This is a genomic window from Pseudomonas sp. DCA-1, assembly GCF_046523955.1.
Lineage (GTDB): Bacteria > Pseudomonadota > Gammaproteobacteria > Pseudomonadales > Pseudomonadaceae > Aquipseudomonas > Aquipseudomonas putida_Y.
This window is the reverse complement of sequence record NZ_CP169881.1, coordinates 995,312-1,013,618: the sequence shown is the minus strand read 5'-3', so window position 1 is coordinate 1,013,618 and position 18,307 is coordinate 995,312. Positions and strand designations below refer to the sequence as shown.

The 18,307-nt window shown below is 63.4% G+C and carries 16 protein-coding genes; 12 read left to right on the top strand and 4 right to left on the bottom strand.

The genetic code is table 11. From position 1 onward, the window contains the following. Window positions 1-3: 3 nt before the first annotated feature. The 5 genes from ACE4QZ_RS04950 (at window position 4) to ACE4QZ_RS04930 (ending at window position 5,864) form a co-directional block, all read left to right on the top strand. The gene (locus tag ACE4QZ_RS04950) at window positions 4-1,026 is read left to right on the top strand and encodes an alpha-ketoacid dehydrogenase subunit beta (RefSeq protein WP_021783957.1); all 1,023 of its coding nucleotides are present in this window, start codon (window positions 4-6) and stop codon (window positions 1,024-1,026) included. Continuing rightward, window positions 1,023-2,129 (top strand): acetoin dehydrogenase dihydrolipoyllysine-residue acetyltransferase subunit, encoded by a 1,107-nt coding sequence (locus tag ACE4QZ_RS04945; protein WP_135192545.1) that lies wholly within the window; start codon window positions 1,023-1,025, stop codon window positions 2,127-2,129. Before ACE4QZ_RS04950 ends, ACE4QZ_RS04945 begins: the two co-directional genes overlap by 4 nt. Before the next feature lie 52 nt (window positions 2,130-2,181). After that, window positions 2,182-3,246 carry a 2,3-butanediol dehydrogenase gene (locus tag ACE4QZ_RS04940; protein WP_223279163.1) on the top strand — a complete coding sequence of 355 codons (1,065 nt, stop codon included), beginning with the start codon at window positions 2,182-2,184 and terminating at the stop codon, window positions 3,244-3,246. 212 nt (window positions 3,247-3,458) lie between these two features. Then, window positions 3,459-5,192, top strand: coding sequence for a C13 family peptidase (locus tag ACE4QZ_RS04935; protein WP_021783955.1), 1,734 nt, complete (start codon window positions 3,459-3,461; stop codon window positions 5,190-5,192). 27 nt (window positions 5,193-5,219) lie between these two features. Next, complete coding sequence (locus ACE4QZ_RS04930) at window positions 5,220-5,864, top strand: oxidoreductase (protein ID WP_021783954.1); 645 nt, start codon at window positions 5,220-5,222, stop codon at window positions 5,862-5,864. Between the two features lie 107 nt (window positions 5,865-5,971). Here ACE4QZ_RS04930 and ACE4QZ_RS04925 read toward each other — a convergent pair whose 3' ends face one another. The 4 genes from ACE4QZ_RS04925 to ACE4QZ_RS04910 form a co-directional block, all read right to left on the bottom strand. After that, a complete protein-coding gene (locus tag ACE4QZ_RS04925; protein WP_021783953.1) occupies window positions 5,972-6,259 on the bottom strand; it encodes a YceK/YidQ family lipoprotein in 288 nt (95 codons plus the stop codon). Further along, window positions 6,256-6,885, bottom strand: a complete 630-nt coding sequence (gene ubiX, locus ACE4QZ_RS04920) for a flavin prenyltransferase UbiX (RefSeq protein WP_021783952.1) — start codon at window positions 6,883-6,885, stop codon at window positions 6,256-6,258. The genes ACE4QZ_RS04925 and ubiX overlap by 4 nt, the downstream gene beginning before the upstream one ends. Then, window positions 6,882-8,231 (bottom strand): UDP-N-acetylmuramate:L-alanyl-gamma-D-glutamyl-meso-diaminopimelate ligase, encoded by a 1,350-nt coding sequence (gene mpl, locus ACE4QZ_RS04915; protein ID WP_003255349.1) that lies wholly within the window; start codon window positions 8,229-8,231, stop codon window positions 6,882-6,884. The genes ubiX and mpl overlap by 4 nt, the downstream gene beginning before the upstream one ends. A 66-nt stretch (window positions 8,232-8,297) precedes the next feature. Beyond that, window positions 8,298-10,313, bottom strand: coding sequence for a sigma-54-dependent Fis family transcriptional regulator (locus ACE4QZ_RS04910; protein ID WP_028697783.1), 2,016 nt, complete (start codon window positions 10,311-10,313; stop codon window positions 8,298-8,300). A gap of 254 nt (window positions 10,314-10,567) precedes the next feature. On the opposite strand from ACE4QZ_RS04910, the gene ACE4QZ_RS04905 reads away from it, so the two are divergent. The 7 genes from ACE4QZ_RS04905 to ACE4QZ_RS04875 all read left to right on the top strand — a co-directional run bounded on the left by ACE4QZ_RS04905 (window position 10,568) and on the right by ACE4QZ_RS04875 (window position 18,275). Beyond that, window positions 10,568-12,088 (top strand): aldehyde dehydrogenase family protein, encoded by a 1,521-nt coding sequence (locus ACE4QZ_RS04905; RefSeq protein ID WP_021783950.1) that lies wholly within the window; start codon window positions 10,568-10,570, stop codon window positions 12,086-12,088. A 226-nt stretch (window positions 12,089-12,314) separates the two neighbouring features. After that, the gene (gene eat, locus ACE4QZ_RS04900) at window positions 12,315-13,763 is read left to right on the top strand and encodes an ethanolamine permease (RefSeq protein WP_021783949.1); all 1,449 of its coding nucleotides are present in this window, start codon (window positions 12,315-12,317) and stop codon (window positions 13,761-13,763) included. 46 nt (window positions 13,764-13,809) lie between these two features. Beyond that, window positions 13,810-15,204, top strand: coding sequence for an ethanolamine ammonia-lyase subunit EutB (locus ACE4QZ_RS04895; protein ID WP_021783948.1), 1,395 nt, complete (start codon window positions 13,810-13,812; stop codon window positions 15,202-15,204). Window positions 15,205-15,212: 8 nt separating this feature from the next. Beyond that, the gene (gene eutC, locus ACE4QZ_RS04890) at window positions 15,213-16,031 is read left to right on the top strand and encodes an ethanolamine ammonia-lyase subunit EutC (RefSeq protein WP_103443583.1); all 819 of its coding nucleotides are present in this window, start codon (window positions 15,213-15,215) and stop codon (window positions 16,029-16,031) included. 108 nt (window positions 16,032-16,139) lie between these two features. Continuing rightward, window positions 16,140-16,598, top strand: coding sequence for a GNAT family N-acetyltransferase (locus ACE4QZ_RS04885; protein WP_021783946.1), 459 nt, complete (start codon window positions 16,140-16,142; stop codon window positions 16,596-16,598). Between the two features lie 189 nt (window positions 16,599-16,787). Beyond that, a complete protein-coding gene (locus ACE4QZ_RS04880) occupies window positions 16,788-17,435 on the top strand; it encodes a DedA family protein (protein ID WP_021783945.1) in 648 nt (215 codons plus the stop codon). Between the two features lie 24 nt (window positions 17,436-17,459). After that, window positions 17,460-18,275, top strand: coding sequence for a zinc-dependent peptidase (locus ACE4QZ_RS04875; protein ID WP_021783944.1), 816 nt, complete (start codon window positions 17,460-17,462; stop codon window positions 18,273-18,275). Window positions 18,276-18,307: the final 32 nt, after the last annotated feature.

Genomic DNA, 18,307 nt, shown 5'->3' with positions numbered 1-18,307 from the left:
ACCATGGCAAGAAAGATCAGCTACCAGCAGGCCATCAACGAAGCCCTGGCCCAGGAAATGCGCCGCGACAACACGGTGTTCATCATTGGCGAAGACGTCGCCGGCGGTGCCGGTGCGCCCGGCGAGGATGACGCCTGGGGTGGCGTGTTGGGCGTGACCAAAGGCCTGTACCACCAATTCCCCGGCCGCGTGCTTGATGCACCGCTGTCGGAAATCGGCTACGTCGGCGCGGCCGTCGGTGCTGCCACCCAGGGCCTGCGCCCGGTGTGCGAACTGATGTTCGTCGACTTCGCCGGCTGCTGCCTGGACCAGATCCTCAACCAGGCCGCCAAGTTCCGCTACATGTTCGGCGGCAAGGCAGTGACCCCGCTGGTGATGCGCACCATGTATGGCGCCGGCCTGCGCGCGGCGGCCCAGCACTCGCAAATGCTCACCTCGCTATGGACGCACATCCCCGGCCTGAAGGTGGTGTGCCCCTCCTCGCCTTACGATGCCAAGGGCCTGTTGATCCAGGCGATCCGCGACAACGACCCGGTGATCTTCTGCGAACACAAGCTGCTGTACAGCATGCAGGGCGAGGTGCCGGAAGAGGTGTACACCGTACCGTTCGGCGAAGCCAACTTCGTGCGCGACGGCGACGATGTGACCCTTGTTACCTACGGGCGCATGGTGCATGTGGCGCTGGAGGCCGCCAACAACCTGGCCCGCCAGGGCATCGACTGCGAGGTGCTGGATTTGCGCACTACCAGCCCACTGGACGAAGACAGCATTCTGGAAAGTGTGGAGAAGACCGGCCGCCTGGTAGTGATCGATGAAGCCAACCCGCGCTGCTCGATGGCCACCGACATCAGCGCGTTGGTGGCGCAGAAGGCTTTTGCCGCACTCAAGGGCCCGATCGAAATGGTCACCGCGCCGCATACTCCGGTGCCGTTCTCCGATGCCCTGGAAGACCTGTACATCCCTGACGCGGCGAAGATCGAAGCCGCCGTGCGCAAGGTGATCGAAGCCGCAAGGAGTGCCGCATGAGCCAGATCCATACCCTGACCATGCCCAAGTGGGGCCTGTCGATGACCGAGGGCCGGGTGGACACCTGGCTCAAGCAGGAAGGTGACGAAATCAGCAAGGGCGACGAGGTGCTGGACGTCGAGACCGACAAGATCAGCAGCAGCGTCGAAGCGCCGTTCAACGGCGTGCTGCGCCGCCAGGTGGCCAAACCGGATGAAACCCTGCCCGTCGGCGCACTGCTGGCGGTGGTCGTCGAAGGCGAAGCAGAAGAGGCCGAGATCGATGCTGTGGTACAGCGCTTCCAGGCCGAGTTCGTCGCCGAAGGCGGCACCGACCAGAGCCAAGGGCCGGCCCCTCAGAAGGCGGAAGTAGGCGGGCGTCTGCTGCGCTGGTTCGAGCTGGGTGAAGGCGGCACACCGCTGGTGCTGGTGCACGGGTTTGGCGGTGACCTCAACAACTGGCTGTTCAATCACCCGGCACTGGCTGCCGAGCGGCGGGTCATCGCCCTCGACCTGCCGGGCCACGGCGAGTCGGCCAAAGCCCTGCAGCGGGGCGACCTGGATGAGTTGAGCGAAACCGTGCTCGCCCTGCTCGACCACCTGGACATCGCCAAGGCCCACCTGGCCGGCCATTCCATGGGCGGTGCCGTCAGCCTCAACGTGGCGCGCCTGGCACCGCAACGGGTAGCCAGCCTGAGCCTGGTGGCCAGCGCCGGGCTGGGCGAAGCGATCAACGGGCAGTACTTGCAAGGTTTCGTCACCGCTGCCAACCGCAATGCACTCAAACCGCAGATGGTGCAGTTGTTTGCCGACCCGGCGCTGGTCACCCGGCAAATGCTGGAGGACATGCTCAAGTTCAAGCGCCTGGAAGGTGTGGACCAGGCCCTGCAGCAGCTGGCAGGCGCGCTCGCCGACGGCGACCGGCAGCGCCACGACTTGCGCGGGGTACTGGGCAATCACCCGGCACTGGTGGTGTGGGGTGGCAAGGATGCGATCATCCCGGCCAGCCATGCCGAGGGCCTGGAAGCCGAAGTACTGGTGCTGCCAGAGGCCGGCCACATGGTGCAGATGGAGGCGGCCGAACAGGTCAACCAGCAACTGCTCGCATTCCTGCGCAAGCACTAAGCCCTTTTCGTGAGCCTGGAGAACAACAATGAATGACCTGAGCCACACCCACATGCGCGCGGCCGTCTGGCATGGCCGCAACGATATTCGTGTCGAACAGGTACCTTTGCCGGCCGACCCTGCGCCGGGCTGGGTGCAGATCAAGGTGGACTGGTGCGGCATCTGCGGCTCCGACCTGCACGAGTATGTTGCCGGCCCGGTGTTCATCCCGGTAGAGGCCCCGCACCCGCTGACCGGCATTCAGGGCCAGTGTATCCTCGGCCACGAATTCTGCGGCCACATCGCCAAGCTTGGCGAAGGCGTGGAGGGCTATGCCGTAGGCGACCCGGTGGCGGCAGACGCCTGCCAGCATTGCGGCACCTGCTATTACTGCACCCATGGCCTGTACAACATCTGCGAGCGCCTGGCGTTCACCGGCCTGATGAACAACGGTGCGTTCGCCGAGCTGGTCAACGTGCCCGCCAACCTGCTCTACCGGCTGCCGCAGGGCTTCCCTGCCGAAGCCGGGGCACTGATCGAACCACTGGCGGTGGGTATGCACGCGGTGAAAAAGGCCGGCAGCCTGCTTGGGCAAACCGTTGTAGTGGTGGGGGCCGGCACCATCGGCCTTTGCACCATCATGTGCGCCAAGGCTGCGGGGGCGGCGCAGGTCATCGCCCTTGAGATGTCCTCTGCGCGCAAAGCCAAGGCCAAAGAGGTTGGCGCCAACGTGGTGCTGGACCCCAGCCAGTGCGATGCCCTGGCGGAAATCCGCGCACTGACAGCAGGGCTGGGCGCCGATGTGAGTTTTGAGTGCATCGGCAACAAACATACGGCCAAGCTGGCCATCGACACCATCCGCAAAGCAGGCAAGTGCGTGCTGGTGGGTATTTTCGAAGAGCCCAGCGAGTTCAACTTCTTCGAGCTGGTGTCCACCGAGAAGCAGGTGCTGGGGGCGTTGGCGTACAACGGCGAGTTTGCCGACGTGATTGCCTTCATTGCTGATGGTCGTCTGGATATTCGCCCGCTGGTAACCGGTCGGATCGGATTGGAGCAGATTGTCGAGCTGGGCTTCGAGGAACTGGTGAACAACAAAGAGGAGAATGTGAAGATCATCGTTTCACCGGGTGTGCGCTGATTGCACCTTGAAGGCAACGTGGCACCTGTGGGAGCGGGCGCGCCCGCGAAGAAGCAACACGGTTGAGGGCACCGGCTTCGCCGGTGTTCGCGGCTGAAGCCGCTCCTACAGGGCACGCGCAAGGTTCCAAGGCTGTGCGCCGACACATGGGCTCGCTGTCTCAGGATCCCATTCTGCGTCATACTCGGCAGACCTATTGCCCGGTCCTTGCCATGCGTCCATTGCTCCCCATTACCCTGGTCCTGCTGCTCGCCGCCTGTGGCGATGGCGAATCGCTGCTCCCGCCGGACGCACGGCTGCCTGACGGTGGGCGTTACCGGGGGCAGGTGGTCAATGGCCTGCTGCAGGGCGAGGGCCGAATCGACTACCCCAACGGCAGCTGGTACGCCGGCAGCTTCAAGGACGGCCAGTGGCACGGCCAGGGCGAATGGCATGGCCAGAACGGCGAGGTCTACCGCGGCCAGTTCGCCGAGGGGCTGTTTCAGGGCCTGGGCGACCTGACCACCCCGGGCAGCCACTATAGCGGCACCTTCCGCCACGGCCGCCGCGACGGCGAGGGCACCCTCAAACAAGCCGACCAGACCTACCGCGGCCAGTTCAAGGACGACCTGTACGACGGCGCAGGCCAGCTGGAGCTGGCCGACGGCAGTCGCTATCAAGGCTTGTTCGCCAAGGGCAAGCCCAACGGCGCCGGGGTGCGCAGCGATGCCAGCGGCAACCAGTTCAGCGGCCTCTTCGTCAACGGCCAGCTACAAGGCGCCGGCACCTACGACAGCGTTGATGGCGAGCAGTACATCGGCGAGTTCAAGGACAACCGCCTGGAGGGCCGTGGCCGCTACGAAAATGCCGATGGCGATGTGTGGATCGGGGAATTCAAGGACGGCTCGCTGAACGGCGAAGGGGAACTGCTGGGCAGCGATGGCAGCCACTACAAGGGTGAGTTCGCCGACTGGCACCTGTCGGGCCAAGGCAGCCTGCAACTGCCCGACGGCAGCAAGTACATCGGCGGGTTCCTGAACGATGCCTACCATGGCCACGGGCGACTGATCCTGGCCAGTGGCAAGGTCGAAAGCGGAACATGGGCCAACGGCGTGCGCGTGCGCGACCAGAATGGCAAGCTGCTACCAGACCCACTGGACCTGGCTTTGCTCAACCAGGGCCGGTTGCTGAACGAGGCACTGGCTCGGGTACCACGCTCGGCGCCACCGATCCAGCTGTATAGCCTGGTAGTGGCCGGCGATGGCCAGCAAAGCGTATTCCTGCGCGAAGCCGACTACGTCAGCAACATGCTCAAGGTGCGCTTTGGCGCGAGTGGCCAGGTCACGCTGGTCAACCACCGCGACCACATGGCCACACGCCCCATGGCCACACGCGAGAACCTGTCCCGCGCCGCCACCACCCTGGCAGAGCGCAGCGGCCCCGAAGACCTGGTGTTCATCTACCTCACCAGCCATGGCAGCCAGGACCACCAACTGGTGCTCGACCAGCCCCGCCTGCAACTGGCCGATCTTTCTGCTGACGAGCTGGCCACTGCCCTGGCCCCGCTGAAGGATCGCGACAAGGTAATCGTCATCTCTGCCTGCTATTCAGGGGGCTATATCGCCCCGCTCAAAGACGAGCGCACGCTGATCATGACCGCTGCCCGGGCCGACCGCGTCTCCTTCGGTTGTTCGGAAGAAGCCGACTTCACCTACTTTGGCGATGCCCTGTTCGCGGAAGCGCTGAACCAGACCGACGACCTGAAACAGGCGTTTGAACTGGCGCGCGCCAGCGTTGCCGAAAGAGAACATAGGGAAGGCTTCGAGGCCTCCGAGCCGCAGCTGTGGGCTCCGCCCGCCGTGCTTGAGCACTGGCAGCACCTGCGCCAGCAACAAGCCGAAGAAGCGTTGCGTAACGCCGCACAGGCCAACGTGAGGGAACAGGCAAAAACGCCCGGCACTCACTAGACTTGTGTGTAACAAGGGAGAGACATCATGTACTTGACGCCTCAGCATGTCCTGCTTGCCGGAGCCACCGGCCTGACCGGTGAACACTTACTGGACCGCTTGCTCAACGAGCCCACCATCACCCGTGTACTGGCGCCTACGCGCCGACCATTGGCCGAGCACCCGCACCTGGAAAACCCGGTGGGCGACCCGGCGGTGTTCCTTCCGCAACTAGCCGGGCGGGTCGACATCGCCTATTGCTGCCTGGGCACCACGCTGAAGCAGGCGGGTTCCGAATCGGCTTTTCGCGCAGTGGATCTGGACATGGTGGTCGCCTTCAGCAAGCGTGCCCGGGAAATGGGTGCGCGGCATCTGCTGGTGGTCAGTGCAGTGGGCGCCGACCCCAAGTCGTCAATTTTCTATAACCGGATCAAGGGCGAGATGGAAGAAGCGCTCAAGGCTCAGGACTGGCCACAGCTGACCATCGTGCGGCCCTCATTCCTGCTGGGCGAGCGGCTGGAGCCACGGCTGACTGAACAGCTTGTGGCGCCGTTTTCCAAGTTGATACCCGGGAAGTACCGGGGAATCGAGGCTTGTACCCTGGCGCGGGCCCTGTGGCGGCTGGCGCTGGAGGAAGAAGACGGCGTGCGGGTTGTGGAGTCGGATGAGTTGCGCAAGCTGGGCAGGATCTAGGCTTCGCTTGTGCAGGCCTCTTCGCGGGCACGCCCGCTCCCACAGGGTCTCGATAATCTTCCAGTGACTACTCAACAGTAGCAATGGGCGTGCCTGCGAAGAGGCCATCACAGGCCGCCGGTAGCCTGGAAGCCTATGCCGGCCGCTGTCAGCAAAGACAACGGCAGCAACAGGGTATCGAGCAGCATGCTGCCGGGCAGATCCAGGCGCGGATACGCCGGAGCGTCCGCCCCGTAATGATCCCGCGGGCAACACCCGCCATTGATCACATACAAATCCAGCCGGGTACCGGCATACACCACTGGTGCGCCGGGCTTGTTGGCATCCAGCGTGCGCACAGTGGCGCACCCACTCAGCATCACAAGCGCCAGCAACCCCGCCAGTGCTCGCTTCAATCATCCACCCCGAAGTGGTGCTCGCCCCAACGTGGCAACATGTCCTGGGGGATGTTCAGCAGGTTGAGGATACGCGCCACGACAAAGTCGACCAGGTCGTCGATGGTCTGCGGCTGGTGATAGAACCCCGGAGCCGCCGGCAAGATGACCGCGCCCATTTGCGACAGCTTGAGCATGTTTTCCAGGTGGATGGTGGAGAATGGCGCTTCGCGTGGCACCAGGATCAGTTGACGCCGCTCCTTGAGGGTGACGTCGGCAGCCCGCTCGATCAGGTTGTTGCAGGCGCCAGTGGCGATGGACGACAAAGTGCCAGTGGAACAGGGGACCACCACCATTGCCGCCGGGGCGCCAGAACCCGAGGCTACCGGCGACATCCAGTCTTCCTTGCCATACACGCGGATCTGCCCGTCGGCCGCGCCGGTGTATTCAGTCAGAAACGCCTGCATCGCCTGGGGCTTGGCCGGCAACACAACATCCGTCTCAGTGGCCATCACCAACTGTGCGGCCTTGGAGATCAGGAAGTGCACCTCGCGGTCTTCGCGTACCAGGCAATCGAGCAGGCGAAGGCCATACTGGGCACCCGAGGCGCCCGTCATGGCCAGGGTGATGCGTTCCGGCCCGCTCACTTCAGCGCCTCGGCCAGCTTGCCGTGCAGGCCGCCGAAGCCGCCGTTGCTCATGATCACCACATGGGTGCCTGGGCGAGCCTGGCCTTTGATCCGCTCGATGATCGCTTCGAGGCTATCGGCCACCACGCTCGGCACCTTGCACTGCGCGGCGGTGGCAGCCAGGTCCCAGCCGAGGTTGGCCGGCGCATACCAGATCACCTGGTCGGCGTCGTTGACGCTTTCTGGCAGGCCGTCACGGTGGGCACCGAGTTTCATCGAGTTGGAGCGTGGCTCGATCACCGCGATCACAGGCGCCTCCCCCACCCGCTTGCGCAGGCCGTCGAGCGTGGTGGCAATGGCAGTCGGATGGTGGGCGAAGTCATCGTAGATGGTCACACCTTGTACTTCGGCAACCTTCTCCATGCGCCGCTTGACGCTCTTGAAAGCACTCAGGCCGTCAATGCCCATGGCTGGCACCACGCCCACATGACGCGCGGCTGCCAGGGTGGCCAAGGCGTTGGCGACGTTGTGCTGGCCGGTCAGCGCCCAGTCCACCACACCCTGCACTTCGCCCTCGAACAGTACTTCAAAGCGCGAGCCATCGGGGCTGAGCAGGCGGGCTTGCCACTGGCCGCCCTCACCGGTGGTTTGCACAGGGGTCCAGCAGCCCATGCCGATCACACGCTCCAGCGCTTGCTCGGTGGTCGGGTGGATGACCAGGCCTTCGCTGGGGATAGTGCGCACCAAGTGGTGGAACTGCCGCTCGATCGAGGCCAGGTCCGGGAAGATGTCTGCGTGATCGAACTCAAGGTTGTTGAGGATCGCAGTACGCGGGTGATAGTGGACGAACTTCGAGCGCTTGTCGAAGAAGGCGCTGTCGTACTCGTCGGCCTCCACCACAAAGAACGGCGTGTCGCCCAAACGGGCCGACACCGAGAAGTTCTGCGGCACACCACCAATCAGGAAGCCCGGGCTCATGCCAGCGTGCTCCAGCACCCAGGCCAGCATGCTGCTGGTGGTGGTCTTGCCGTGAGTGCCGGCAACGGCCAGCACCCAGCGACCTTGCAGCACGTGATCGGCCAGCCACTGCGGGCCGGAGACGTAGGGCAGGCCCTTGTTCAGCACGTATTCAACCGCTGGGTTGCCGCGCGACATGGCGTTACCGATGACCACCAGGTCTGGCGCCGGGTCCAGCTGGGCCGGGTCATAGCCTTGGGTCAGCTCGATACCCTGGGCTTCGAGCTGGGTGCTCATCGGGGGATAGACGTTGGCGTCGGAGCCGGTGACGCGGTGGCCAAGTTCCTTGGCCAGCACCGCCAGCGAACCCATGAAAGTGCCGCAAATACCGAGAATGTGAATATGCATGGTCGACCTCGCAAAACATCGAGGCAGGGTAGCCCAGGGCGCGACAAATCGCACCCGCTGTTTCGCTCAGTCGCCCCTGGTAATGCCGTGTTTGCGCAGTTTTCGATACAAGGTATTGCGGCTGATGCCCAAGTGCTCGGCGACGCGGGTGAGATGCCAGTGTTTTGCCTCCAGGACCTCCTTCAGCGCTTGCCGCTCCGCGTCGAGCAGAACCTCGGCCCCTACAGATTCACCCTCAATCTCTGCGGCACCGCCGGACCTGTGGGAGCGGGCTTGCCCGCGAACGAGGGCAACGCCCTCGCCCTCTATTGCCTGGTCGGACATCTTCACGGGCTCACCCGCCCTCACGGTAGGTGGGCTGGAGCGGATGACCGCGGGGAGGTCCGCAAAGGTAATGCGGGCATCTTCGCAAAGCGCCACCAAAGTACGCAGCACATTGCGCATCTGCCGCACGTTCCCCGGCCAGGTAAATTCGAGCAACGCCTGTCGCGCCCTGGGCTCGATGTCTATGCGTTGCCCCTGCGTCTCCTGGCGTAGCAGAAAGTCCAGCAACTGCGCCTTGTCACTGCGTTCTCGCACCGCCGGCAACGCCACCTCCAGGCCATTGAGGCGGTAATACAGGTCCTCGCGGAAACTGCCCTGTTCAACCCGTTCCAGCAGGTCACGGTGCGTAGCGCTGACGATGCGCACGTCCACCGCCTGTGGCTCTCCCCCGATCGGCACCACCTGGCGCTCCTCCAGCACCCGCAGCAGGCGGGTTTGCAGGGCAAGCGGCATGTCGCCGATCTCGTCCAGCAGCAAGGTGCCGCCGTCGGCCTGCAACAGCTTGCCGCGCATGCCCTCCTTGCGCGCGCCGGTAAAACTGCCGCCGCGGTACCCGAACAGCTCACTCTCGATCAGGCTTTCCGGGATAGAAGCGCAGTTGATGGCGACGAACGGTTTGCCGCGCCGCTCACTGGCCTGGTGCACAGCCTGGGCGAACGCCTCCTTGCCACAGCCGGTCTCGCCGCGCAGCAGCAATGGCACATCGCGCTCGAACACCCGCACGCTGCGGCGGAAATCATTTTGCAACGCAGGGTCCAGCAGACAGACCAGCGGCTCCACTTCACGTGCAGGCCGCGGCTGGGCGGCCGGCACTGACCAAACCGGCGCCCGGGCCTGCCCCCGCAGGCTGGCGAACACCTGGCGACCATCCAGGGTGCGCAGCGGCCAGGCAGTGCTGCCTCCGGGCGTGGCACGGCTGAACATTTCGTCATGGCTGCACGCGAAAAAGCACTCCAACGGTTTGCCCAGCACGCCACCCCGTACCGTGCCCAGCAGGTTCAGTGCGCTTTGGTTCGCAGCGCAAATGCGGCCATCGCCGTCGAACGCCAGCAAGCCTTCACTGAACAGGCCGACCGACTCGGCTTGCAGGTGAAAACGCAATAACCATTGCTGCTCGAAATGGCGCAGGAAATAGCAGCTTTCGATCATCTTCGCCGACAGGTTGACCAATGCCATGGTGTGGAACTGGCTTTGCCGCGATACGTCGGGGCGCGCCGAGGACACGTCGAGTACCGCCAGCAGTTCGCCATGCGGGTCGAACACCGGGCTGGCCGAGCAGGTCAGGCCGGTGTGACGGCCACGGAAGTGCTCGTTCTGGTGGATGGTCAGCGCCTGGCGTTCGACCAGGCAGGTGCCGATGCCATTGGTGCCCTCGCGCGCCTCGCTCCAGTCGGCGCCCAGCCACAGCCCGGCCTGTTCGAAGCTGCGCCGCTCGGTGGGGGCACTGACGCAGTTGAGGATCACCCCGCGGGCGTCGGTCAGCAGCACCGCGTGGCCCGCACCGGAAAGCTGCTGGTGCAGGCTGTTCATTTCATGGTCGGCAATTTGCAGCACCTGGTGCAGGCGCTCGCGGCTTTCCAGCAGGCGCCCATGCTCAAGCACCACCGGGGCTTCGATCACCGCCGGGTCGAGGTGGTAGTCCTCCAGGCAGCGCAGCCAGGAACGGGCGATGGACGGGTCACTGCCGCCCTCCCCAGCCCCACCATGGGCAACGCTATGGACCTGCCGGGCATGGCGAGTGAAGTGATTGCTCTGCATTGTTGTAATTCTCCGCAGATAGAGCGTCAGCCCAGCATCCTCCACCCGGGTAGGCTTTGCAATGCACACACCGGTGACGTGTCGCAAACGGCACAAAGTGTCACCCCTGGCGTACCGACGCCGGCACAGCCCTCCTTGATCAGGCCGGTAAAAATGACCCAAGTCATTGATTTGCCTGGCACGGCCAACACTGGCCCAACCCTTGCTCTATGCTTTTCAACTCCCTAAAAAGCACAATACCAAGGAGACACACCATGCGTTATGCACATCCCGGTACCGAGGGCGCGAAGGTTTCCTTCAAGAACCGCTACGGCAACTACATCGGTGGTGAGTTCGTTGCTCCGGTAAAGGGGCAGTACTTCGAAAATACCTCCCCGGTGAATGGCAAGCTGATCGCTGAATTCCCCCGTTCTACTGCCGAAGACATCGAGAAAGCCCTGGATGCCGCCCATGCTGCGGCCGACGCCTGGGGCCGCACTTCAGTGCAGGATCGTTCCAACGTTCTGCTGAGGATTGCCGACCGTATCGAGCAGAACCTCGAACTGCTGGCCATCACCGAAACCTGGGACAACGGCAAGCCGATCCGCGAAACCCTCAACGCCGACATTCCGCTGGCAGTCGATCACTTCCGCTATTTCGCTGGCTGCATCCGCGCCCAGGAAGGCGGCGCTGCCGAAATCAATGAAGGCACCGTGGCCTACCACATCCACGAGCCACTGGGCGTGGTCGGGCAGATCATCCCCTGGAACTTCCCGATCCTGATGGCTGCCTGGAAGCTTGCCCCGGCACTGGCCGCTGGTAACTGCGTGGTGCTCAAGCCTGCCGAACAGACGCCGCTGGGCATCACCGTCCTGCTCGAAGTCATTGGCGACCTGTTGCCACCTGGCGTGCTCAACGTGGTGCAAGGCTACGGCCGCGAAGCCGGTGAAGCCCTGGCCACCAGCAAGCGCATCGCCAAGATCGCCTTCACCGGCTCTACCCCGGTGGGCTCGCACATCATGAAATGCGCGGCCGAGAACATCATCCCGTCCACCGTCGAACTGGGTGGCAAGTCGCCGAACGTGTACTTCGAAGACATCATGCAGGCCGAGCCAAGCTTCATCGAGAAGGCGGCAGAAGGCATGGTGCTGGCGTTCTTCAACCAGGGCGAAGTGTGCACCTGCCCGTCGCGTGCCCTGGTGCAAGAGTCGATCTACCCGCAGTTCATGGAAGTGGTGATGAAGAAGGTGCTGCAGATCAAGCGCGGCGACCCGCTGGACACCGACACCATGGTCGGCGCCCAGGCCTCGCAGCAGCAGTTCGAAAAGATCCTCTCTTACCTGCAGATTGCCCAGGACGAAGGCGCCGAGCTGCTCACCGGCGGCAAGGTCGAGAAGCTGGAAGGTGCGCTGGCTACCGGTTACTACATCCAGCCGACCCTGCTCAAGGGCAACAACAAGATGCGCGTGTTCCAGGAAGAAATCTTCGGCCCGGTGGTCAGCGTCACCACCTTCAAGGATGAAGCCGAAGCACTGGCGATTGCCAACGACACCGAGTTCGGCCTGGGTGCCGGCGTGTGGACCCGCGACATCAACCGTGCCTACCGCATGGGCCGCGGGATCAAGGCTGGCCGTGTGTGGACCAACTGCTACCACCTGTACCCGGCGCATGCCGCATTCGGCGGGTACAAGAAGTCGGGGGTCGGGCGTGAGACGCACAAAATGATGCTGGATCACTATCAGCAGACCAAGAACCTGCTGGTGAGCTACGACATCAACCCGTTGGGCTTCTTCTAGACCGCGTCGCCTTCTTCGCGGGTAAACCCGCTCCTACAGGTCCTGCGCTGGTCTTGAATTTTGCGCAATCCCTGTGGGAGCGGGTTCACCCGCGAAGAGGCCAGGCCGGCATACCCTGAACCCAGGGCGGCAACCGTGCACCAGCCGCTCTGGCTCGCTTCCTGCAGCACCCATCACCATCGGCCCGGAACCCTTCCGGCCACCAAGAAAAACAACAGGTGAATCTATGCCAAGCGAACATTCCGCCGGATCGCCGGCAGGCTCTTCCGTCGACTTCGAGAAAGTCGGCTCTGACTATTTCCAGCAACGTGAACTGAAAAAAGGCGCTGCCGGCTGGGTACTGCTGGTCGGCCTGGGCGTGGCGTACGTCATTTCCGGCGATTACGCCGGCTGGAACTTCGGCCTGGCGCAGGGCGGCTGGGGCGGCATGTTCCTGGCCACCTTGCTGATGGCCACCATGTACCTGTGCATGTGCTTCTCGCTGGCCGAGCTGTCGTCGATGATCCCCACCGCTGGCGGTGGCTATGGCTTTGCCCGCAGTGCCTTCGGCCCATGGGGCGGCTTTTTGACCGGCACGGCGATCCTTATCGAATACGCCATCGCCCCTGCCGCCATCGCGGTGTTCATCGGCGCCTACTGCCAATCGCTGTTCGGTATCGGCGGCTGGATGATCTACCTGGCGTTCTACATCGTGTTCATCAGCATCCACATTTTCGGCGTGGGTGAGGCACTGAAGCTGATGTTCATCATCACCGCCATCGCCGCCATTGCCCTGGCCGTATTCCTGATAGGCATGGTGCCCCATTTTGATGCAGCCAACCTGTTCGACATCGCCAAAACGGACGCCGTCGGCGCCAGCAGCTTCCTGCCGTTTGGCTATGTCGGCGTGTGGGCAGCCATCCCCTACGCCATCTGGTTCTTCCTTGCCGTCGAAGGCGTGCCGCTGGCCGCAGAAGAAACCAAGAACCCCAAGCGTGACCTGCCTCGCGGCCTGATCGGCGCCATGCTGGTACTGCTGGCCTTCGCCTTGCTGATCCTGGTGGTCGGCCCGGGCGGCGCAGGCTCCGAGGCGCTGAAGGCCTCCGGTAACCCGCTGGTCGAAGCCCTGTCGAAGGCCTACGGCGGCTCCACCTGGATGGGCGGCTTCGTCAACCTGGTCGGTCTGGCCGGGCTGATCGCCAGCTTCTTCTCGATCATCTATGCCTATTCCCGGCAGATCTTCGCCCTGTCCCGCGCCGGTTACCTGCCGCGCAAATTGTCGGAAACCAACAAAAGCAAGGCCCCGGTAATGGCCTTGGTCATCCCGGGCATCATCGGCTTTGCCCTGTCGCTGACGGGCCAGGGTGACTTGCTGATCCTGGTGGCAGTGTTTGGCGCTACCCTGTCTTACGTGCTGATGATGGCTGCGCACATCACCCTACGCATCCGCCGGCCAAAGATGGAACGCCCCTACCGCACCCCAGGTGGCATCTTTACTTCCGGCCTGGCGCTGGTGCTGGCGTGTATCGCCGTGGTCGCCGGATTCCTGGTTGACCCGCGGGTAGTCATTGGCGCTGCAGTGATCTATGCGGTATTAATTGCCTACTTTGCTTTCTACAGCCGCCACCACCTGGTTGCGGGCACACCGGAAGAGGAATTCGCCGCGATCCAGAAGGCCGAAGAGGCCCTGCACTGATCGCCGCCACCCGCCGCGGGGCAACCCGCGGCTCTGGAGATTCTGTATGGCAAGTTTCGTACACACGGTCGGCCACCTGGTCTACCGCTTCGACAGCCTCAAGGACGTGATGGCCAAGGCCAGCCCGGCACGCTCCGGGGACTGCCTGGCAGGCGTGGCGGCCAGCAACGACGGCGAGCGTGTCGCCGCGCAGATGGCGTTGGCCAATATTCCGCTGACGCACTTTCTCAATGAAGCACTGATCCCTTACGAAGCAGATGAAGTGACCCGCCTGATCATCGACACCCACGATGCCCAGGCCTTCGCCCCGGTCAGCCACCTGACCGTGGGTGGTCTGCGCGACTGGCTGCTGAGCGAGGAAGCCAATGAAGACAGCCTGCGCGCCCTGGCGCCCGGGCTGACCCCGGAAATGGCCGCTGCCGTGTCGAAGATCATGCGCGTGCAGGACCTGGTGCTGGTGGCGCAGAAAATCCGCGTGGTCACCCGGTTCCGCGGCACCATGGGCCTGCGCGGGCGCCTGTCGACCCGGCTGCAACCCAACCACCCGACAGACGAACCGGCCGGTATTGCCGCCAGCATTCTCGACGGTTTGCTGTACGGCAACGGCGACGCCATGATCGGCATCAACCCGGCCACCGACAGCATCGCTTCGATTTGCGCCCTGCTGGAAATGCTCGACGCCATCATCCAGCGCTACGACATCCCCACTCAGTCCTGCGTGCTGACCCACGTCACCACCTCGATCGAAGCGATCAACCGTGGCGTGCCACTAGACCTGGTGTTCCAGTCCATCGCTGGCACAGAGGCGGCCAACGCCAGCTTCGGCATCAACCTGAACGTGTTGCAGGAAGGCTACGAAGCAGGTCTGTCGCTGAAACGTGGCACCCTCGGGCAGAACCTGATGTATTTCGAAACCGGCCAGGGCAGCGCGCTCTCGGCCAACGCCCACCACGGCGTCGACCAGCAGACCTGCGAAACCCGCGCCTATGCCGTGGCCCGTCACTTCAAGCCGTTTCTGGTCAACACCGTGGTCGGTTTCATTGGCCCGGAATACCTGTACAACGGCAAGCAGATCATCCGCGCCGGCCTCGAAGACCATTTCTGCGGCAAACTGCTGGGCGTGCCGATGGGTTGCGATATCTGCTACACCAACCATGCCGAAGCCGATCAGGACGACATGGACACCTTGCTGACGCTGCTGGGTGTGGCCGGCATCAACTTCATCATGGGCATCCCCGGCTCCGACGACATCATGCTCAACTACCAGACCACCTCGTTCCATGACGCGCTGTACGCGCGCCAAACCCTGGGCCTGAAGCCTGGGCCGGAATTCGAGGCATGGCTGGCCCGCACCGGCATTTTCACCCAGGCCGACGGCCGGGTGCGTTTCGGTGACAACCTGCCGCCGGCCTTCCGCCAGGCCTTGGCACAGCTTGCATAGGGATGACCATGGACCATCGCACGCCTACCCCCGACAACCCTTGGCTGGCCCTGCGCAACCTGACCCCGGCGCGCATCGCCCTGGGCCGCACTGGCACCAGCCTGCCGACCGGGGCGCAGCTGGACTTCCAGTTCGCCCATGCCCAGGCACGTGATGCCGTGCACCTGGCTTTCGACCACGCCGGCCTGGCCAGCCAGCTGAGTGACCGCGGGCGCGAAAGCCTGGTGTTGCACAGCGCTGCCAGCGACCGCCACCAGTACCTGCAGCGGCCGGACCTTGGCCGCCGGCTGAACGAAGACTCGATTGCGACCCTTCGCCAGCACGCCCAGGCCAACCCCGGCGGCGTCGACCTGGCCATCGTGGTGGCTGACGGCCTCTCGGCACTGGCCGTGCATCGCCACACGCTACCGTTCCTGACCCGCTTCGAGGAACAGGCTGCCGCCGACGGCTGGACCAGCGCCCCGGTGGTGCTGGTGCAGCAGGGCCGTGTGGCAGTGGCCGACGAGGTCGGCGAGCTGCTGGGCGCCCGGATGACGGTGATGCTGATCGGTGAACGCCCGGGGCTGAGCTCGCCCGACAGCCTTGGCCTGTATTTCACCTATGCACCCAAGGTCGGCCTGACCGATGCCTACCGCAACTGCATTTCCAATATCCGCCTGGAGGGGCTGAGCTATGGCATGGCAGCGCACCGCCTGTTGTACTTGATGCGCGAAGCCTGCCGGCGCCAGCTTTCCGGGGTGAATCTGAAGGACGAAGCCGAGGTACATAGCCTGGAGAATGAAGACAGCGCCAGCCAGAAAGGTAACTTCCTGCTCGGCAAAGGGTAAAAAACCTGTCACGGAAGGCGGATTGCACTTGTGCCGTGCATTGGGGCAGCATGCCCTTGAACGCTGCTGGCATTCCGCTGTTTCCCAAATGGACTCTGAGGGCCGCACATGCGCATCATCAAGGCAACCCTGGAACACCTCGACCTGATCACGCCGTTGTTCGTCAAATACCGTGAATTCTACGGGCAGTTGCCCTACCCCGACAGCTCGCGCAACTTTTTGGAAAAGCGCCTGAAGCGGGATGAATCGGTGATTTACCTGGCACTTCCGGATGATGACGACGGCAAACTGCTGGGCTTTTGCCAGCTGTACCCGAGCTACTCGTCGCTGTCGTTGAAGCGGGTATGGATTCTCAACGATATCTATGTAGCTGAGGACTCCCGGCGCATGCTGGTGGCCGACCACCTGATTCGCGAAGCGAAGAAAATGGCCAAAGAGACCAATGCTGTGCGCATGCGGGTGTCGACCAGCGCGAACAATGAAGTGGCGCACAAGACTTACGAATCCATCGGTTTTCGCGAGGATACCGAGTTCAAGAGCTACATCCTGCCGATCAGTCAGGATTGACCCGCACCAGCCTCTTAGCGGGCGTGCCCGCTAAGAGGCTGGTAAAGGAATACCCCTCTACCGTAACCCCCCGCTACAAACTCCTCGGGCATGATCCTCACTTAGCCGTATAATGGCGCACCTGTCATGTGTGAAAATTTACCCCTCCCCCGGTAACCAAGCCTACGCCCAAGAACACAGGTGCTGTACATGGATTTCAACCCGCTGGACCTTATCCTGCATCTCGATGCCTACCTCGATCTGCTGGTCACCAACTACGGTCCCTGGATCTACGCCATCCTGTTCACCGTGATCTTCTGCGAAACCGGCCTGGTAGTCATGCCATTCCTGCCGGGCGACTCGCTGCTGTTCATCGCCGGCGCCGTTGCGGCGGGTGGTGGCATGGACCCGGTGCTGCTGGCCGGCCTGCTGATGGCCGCTGCAATCCTGGGCGACAGCACCAATTACGTGATCGGCCGAACGGTCGGCGAGCGGTTGTTCAACAACCCCAACTCCAAGATCTTCCGCCGCGACTACCTGCAGCGTACCCACGATTTCTATGAACGCCATGGCGGCAAGACCGTGACCATGGCGCGCTTTCTGCCTATCTTGCGTACCTTTGCACCGTTCGTCGCGGGCATCGCTCACATGCACTACCCACGCTTCCTCGGCTTCAGCGTTGCCGGTTCGCTGCTATGGGTCGGCGGCCTGGTCACCTTGGGCTACTTCTTCGGCAACGTCCCGTTCATCAAGCAGCATCTGTCGCTGATGGTGGTGGGCATCATCATCCTGTCGCTGGTGCCGATGATCATCGGCTTGCTGCGTGGCCGCCTGGGCCGTACGGCCAAGGCTCACTGAACAAACAGGTAAAGAACAAACGGCATGTGGTCATTCAGCGCCTGGCGGCGCAAGCGTACTCTGGCGCGCTACCCGATCACGCCACAGCAATGGCAGGCCGTACGCGAGCGGCTGCCGATGCTGGACGGCATCAGCGACGCTGAAGACCACTGGCTGCGCGAAGCCTGCATCCTGTTCCTGCTCGACAAGCACCTCACCTGCCTGCCCGGTGTCGAGCTGGACGACGAGCAGCGCCTATTGCTGGCTGCCCAGGCACAGTTACCGCTGCTTCACCTGGGTGAGCTGAACTGGTACCAAGGCTTCCACGAAATCATTCTGTACCCCGACGACTTCAAGAGCCCCCAGCGCCACCGCGATGCCAGTGGCGTGGAGCATGTATGGGACGGCGAACACAGCGGCGAGGCGTGGCAGCAGGGGCCGATCATACTGGCCTGGAACGGCGTGCTGGCCAGTGGTGGCTGGGAGGCCTACAACCTGGTCATCCATGAGCTGGCACACAAGCTCGACATGCTCAATGGCGATGCCAACGGCCTGCCACCGTTGCACAGCGGCATGCCAGTTGATGAGTGGGCAAGCGCCATGCAGCAGGCTTACGACGATCTCAACCAGCAACTGGACGCCAACCCCGACGCCGAAACTGCCATCGACCCTTACGCTGCGGAAAACCCGGCAGAGTTCTTTGCCGTTACCAGCGAGTACTTCTTTAGTGCCCCCGACCTGCTTCATCAGGCTTATCCACAGGTCTACCACCAGTTGTCGCTGTTCTACCGGCAAGACCCGCTGGCGCGCCTGTGCCGGCTGCAGGCGGAACATCCCGAGTACCGCGAAAGCCAAGCCTGACGGGCCCGCACATCAGGCCAAGCGTGGCATGC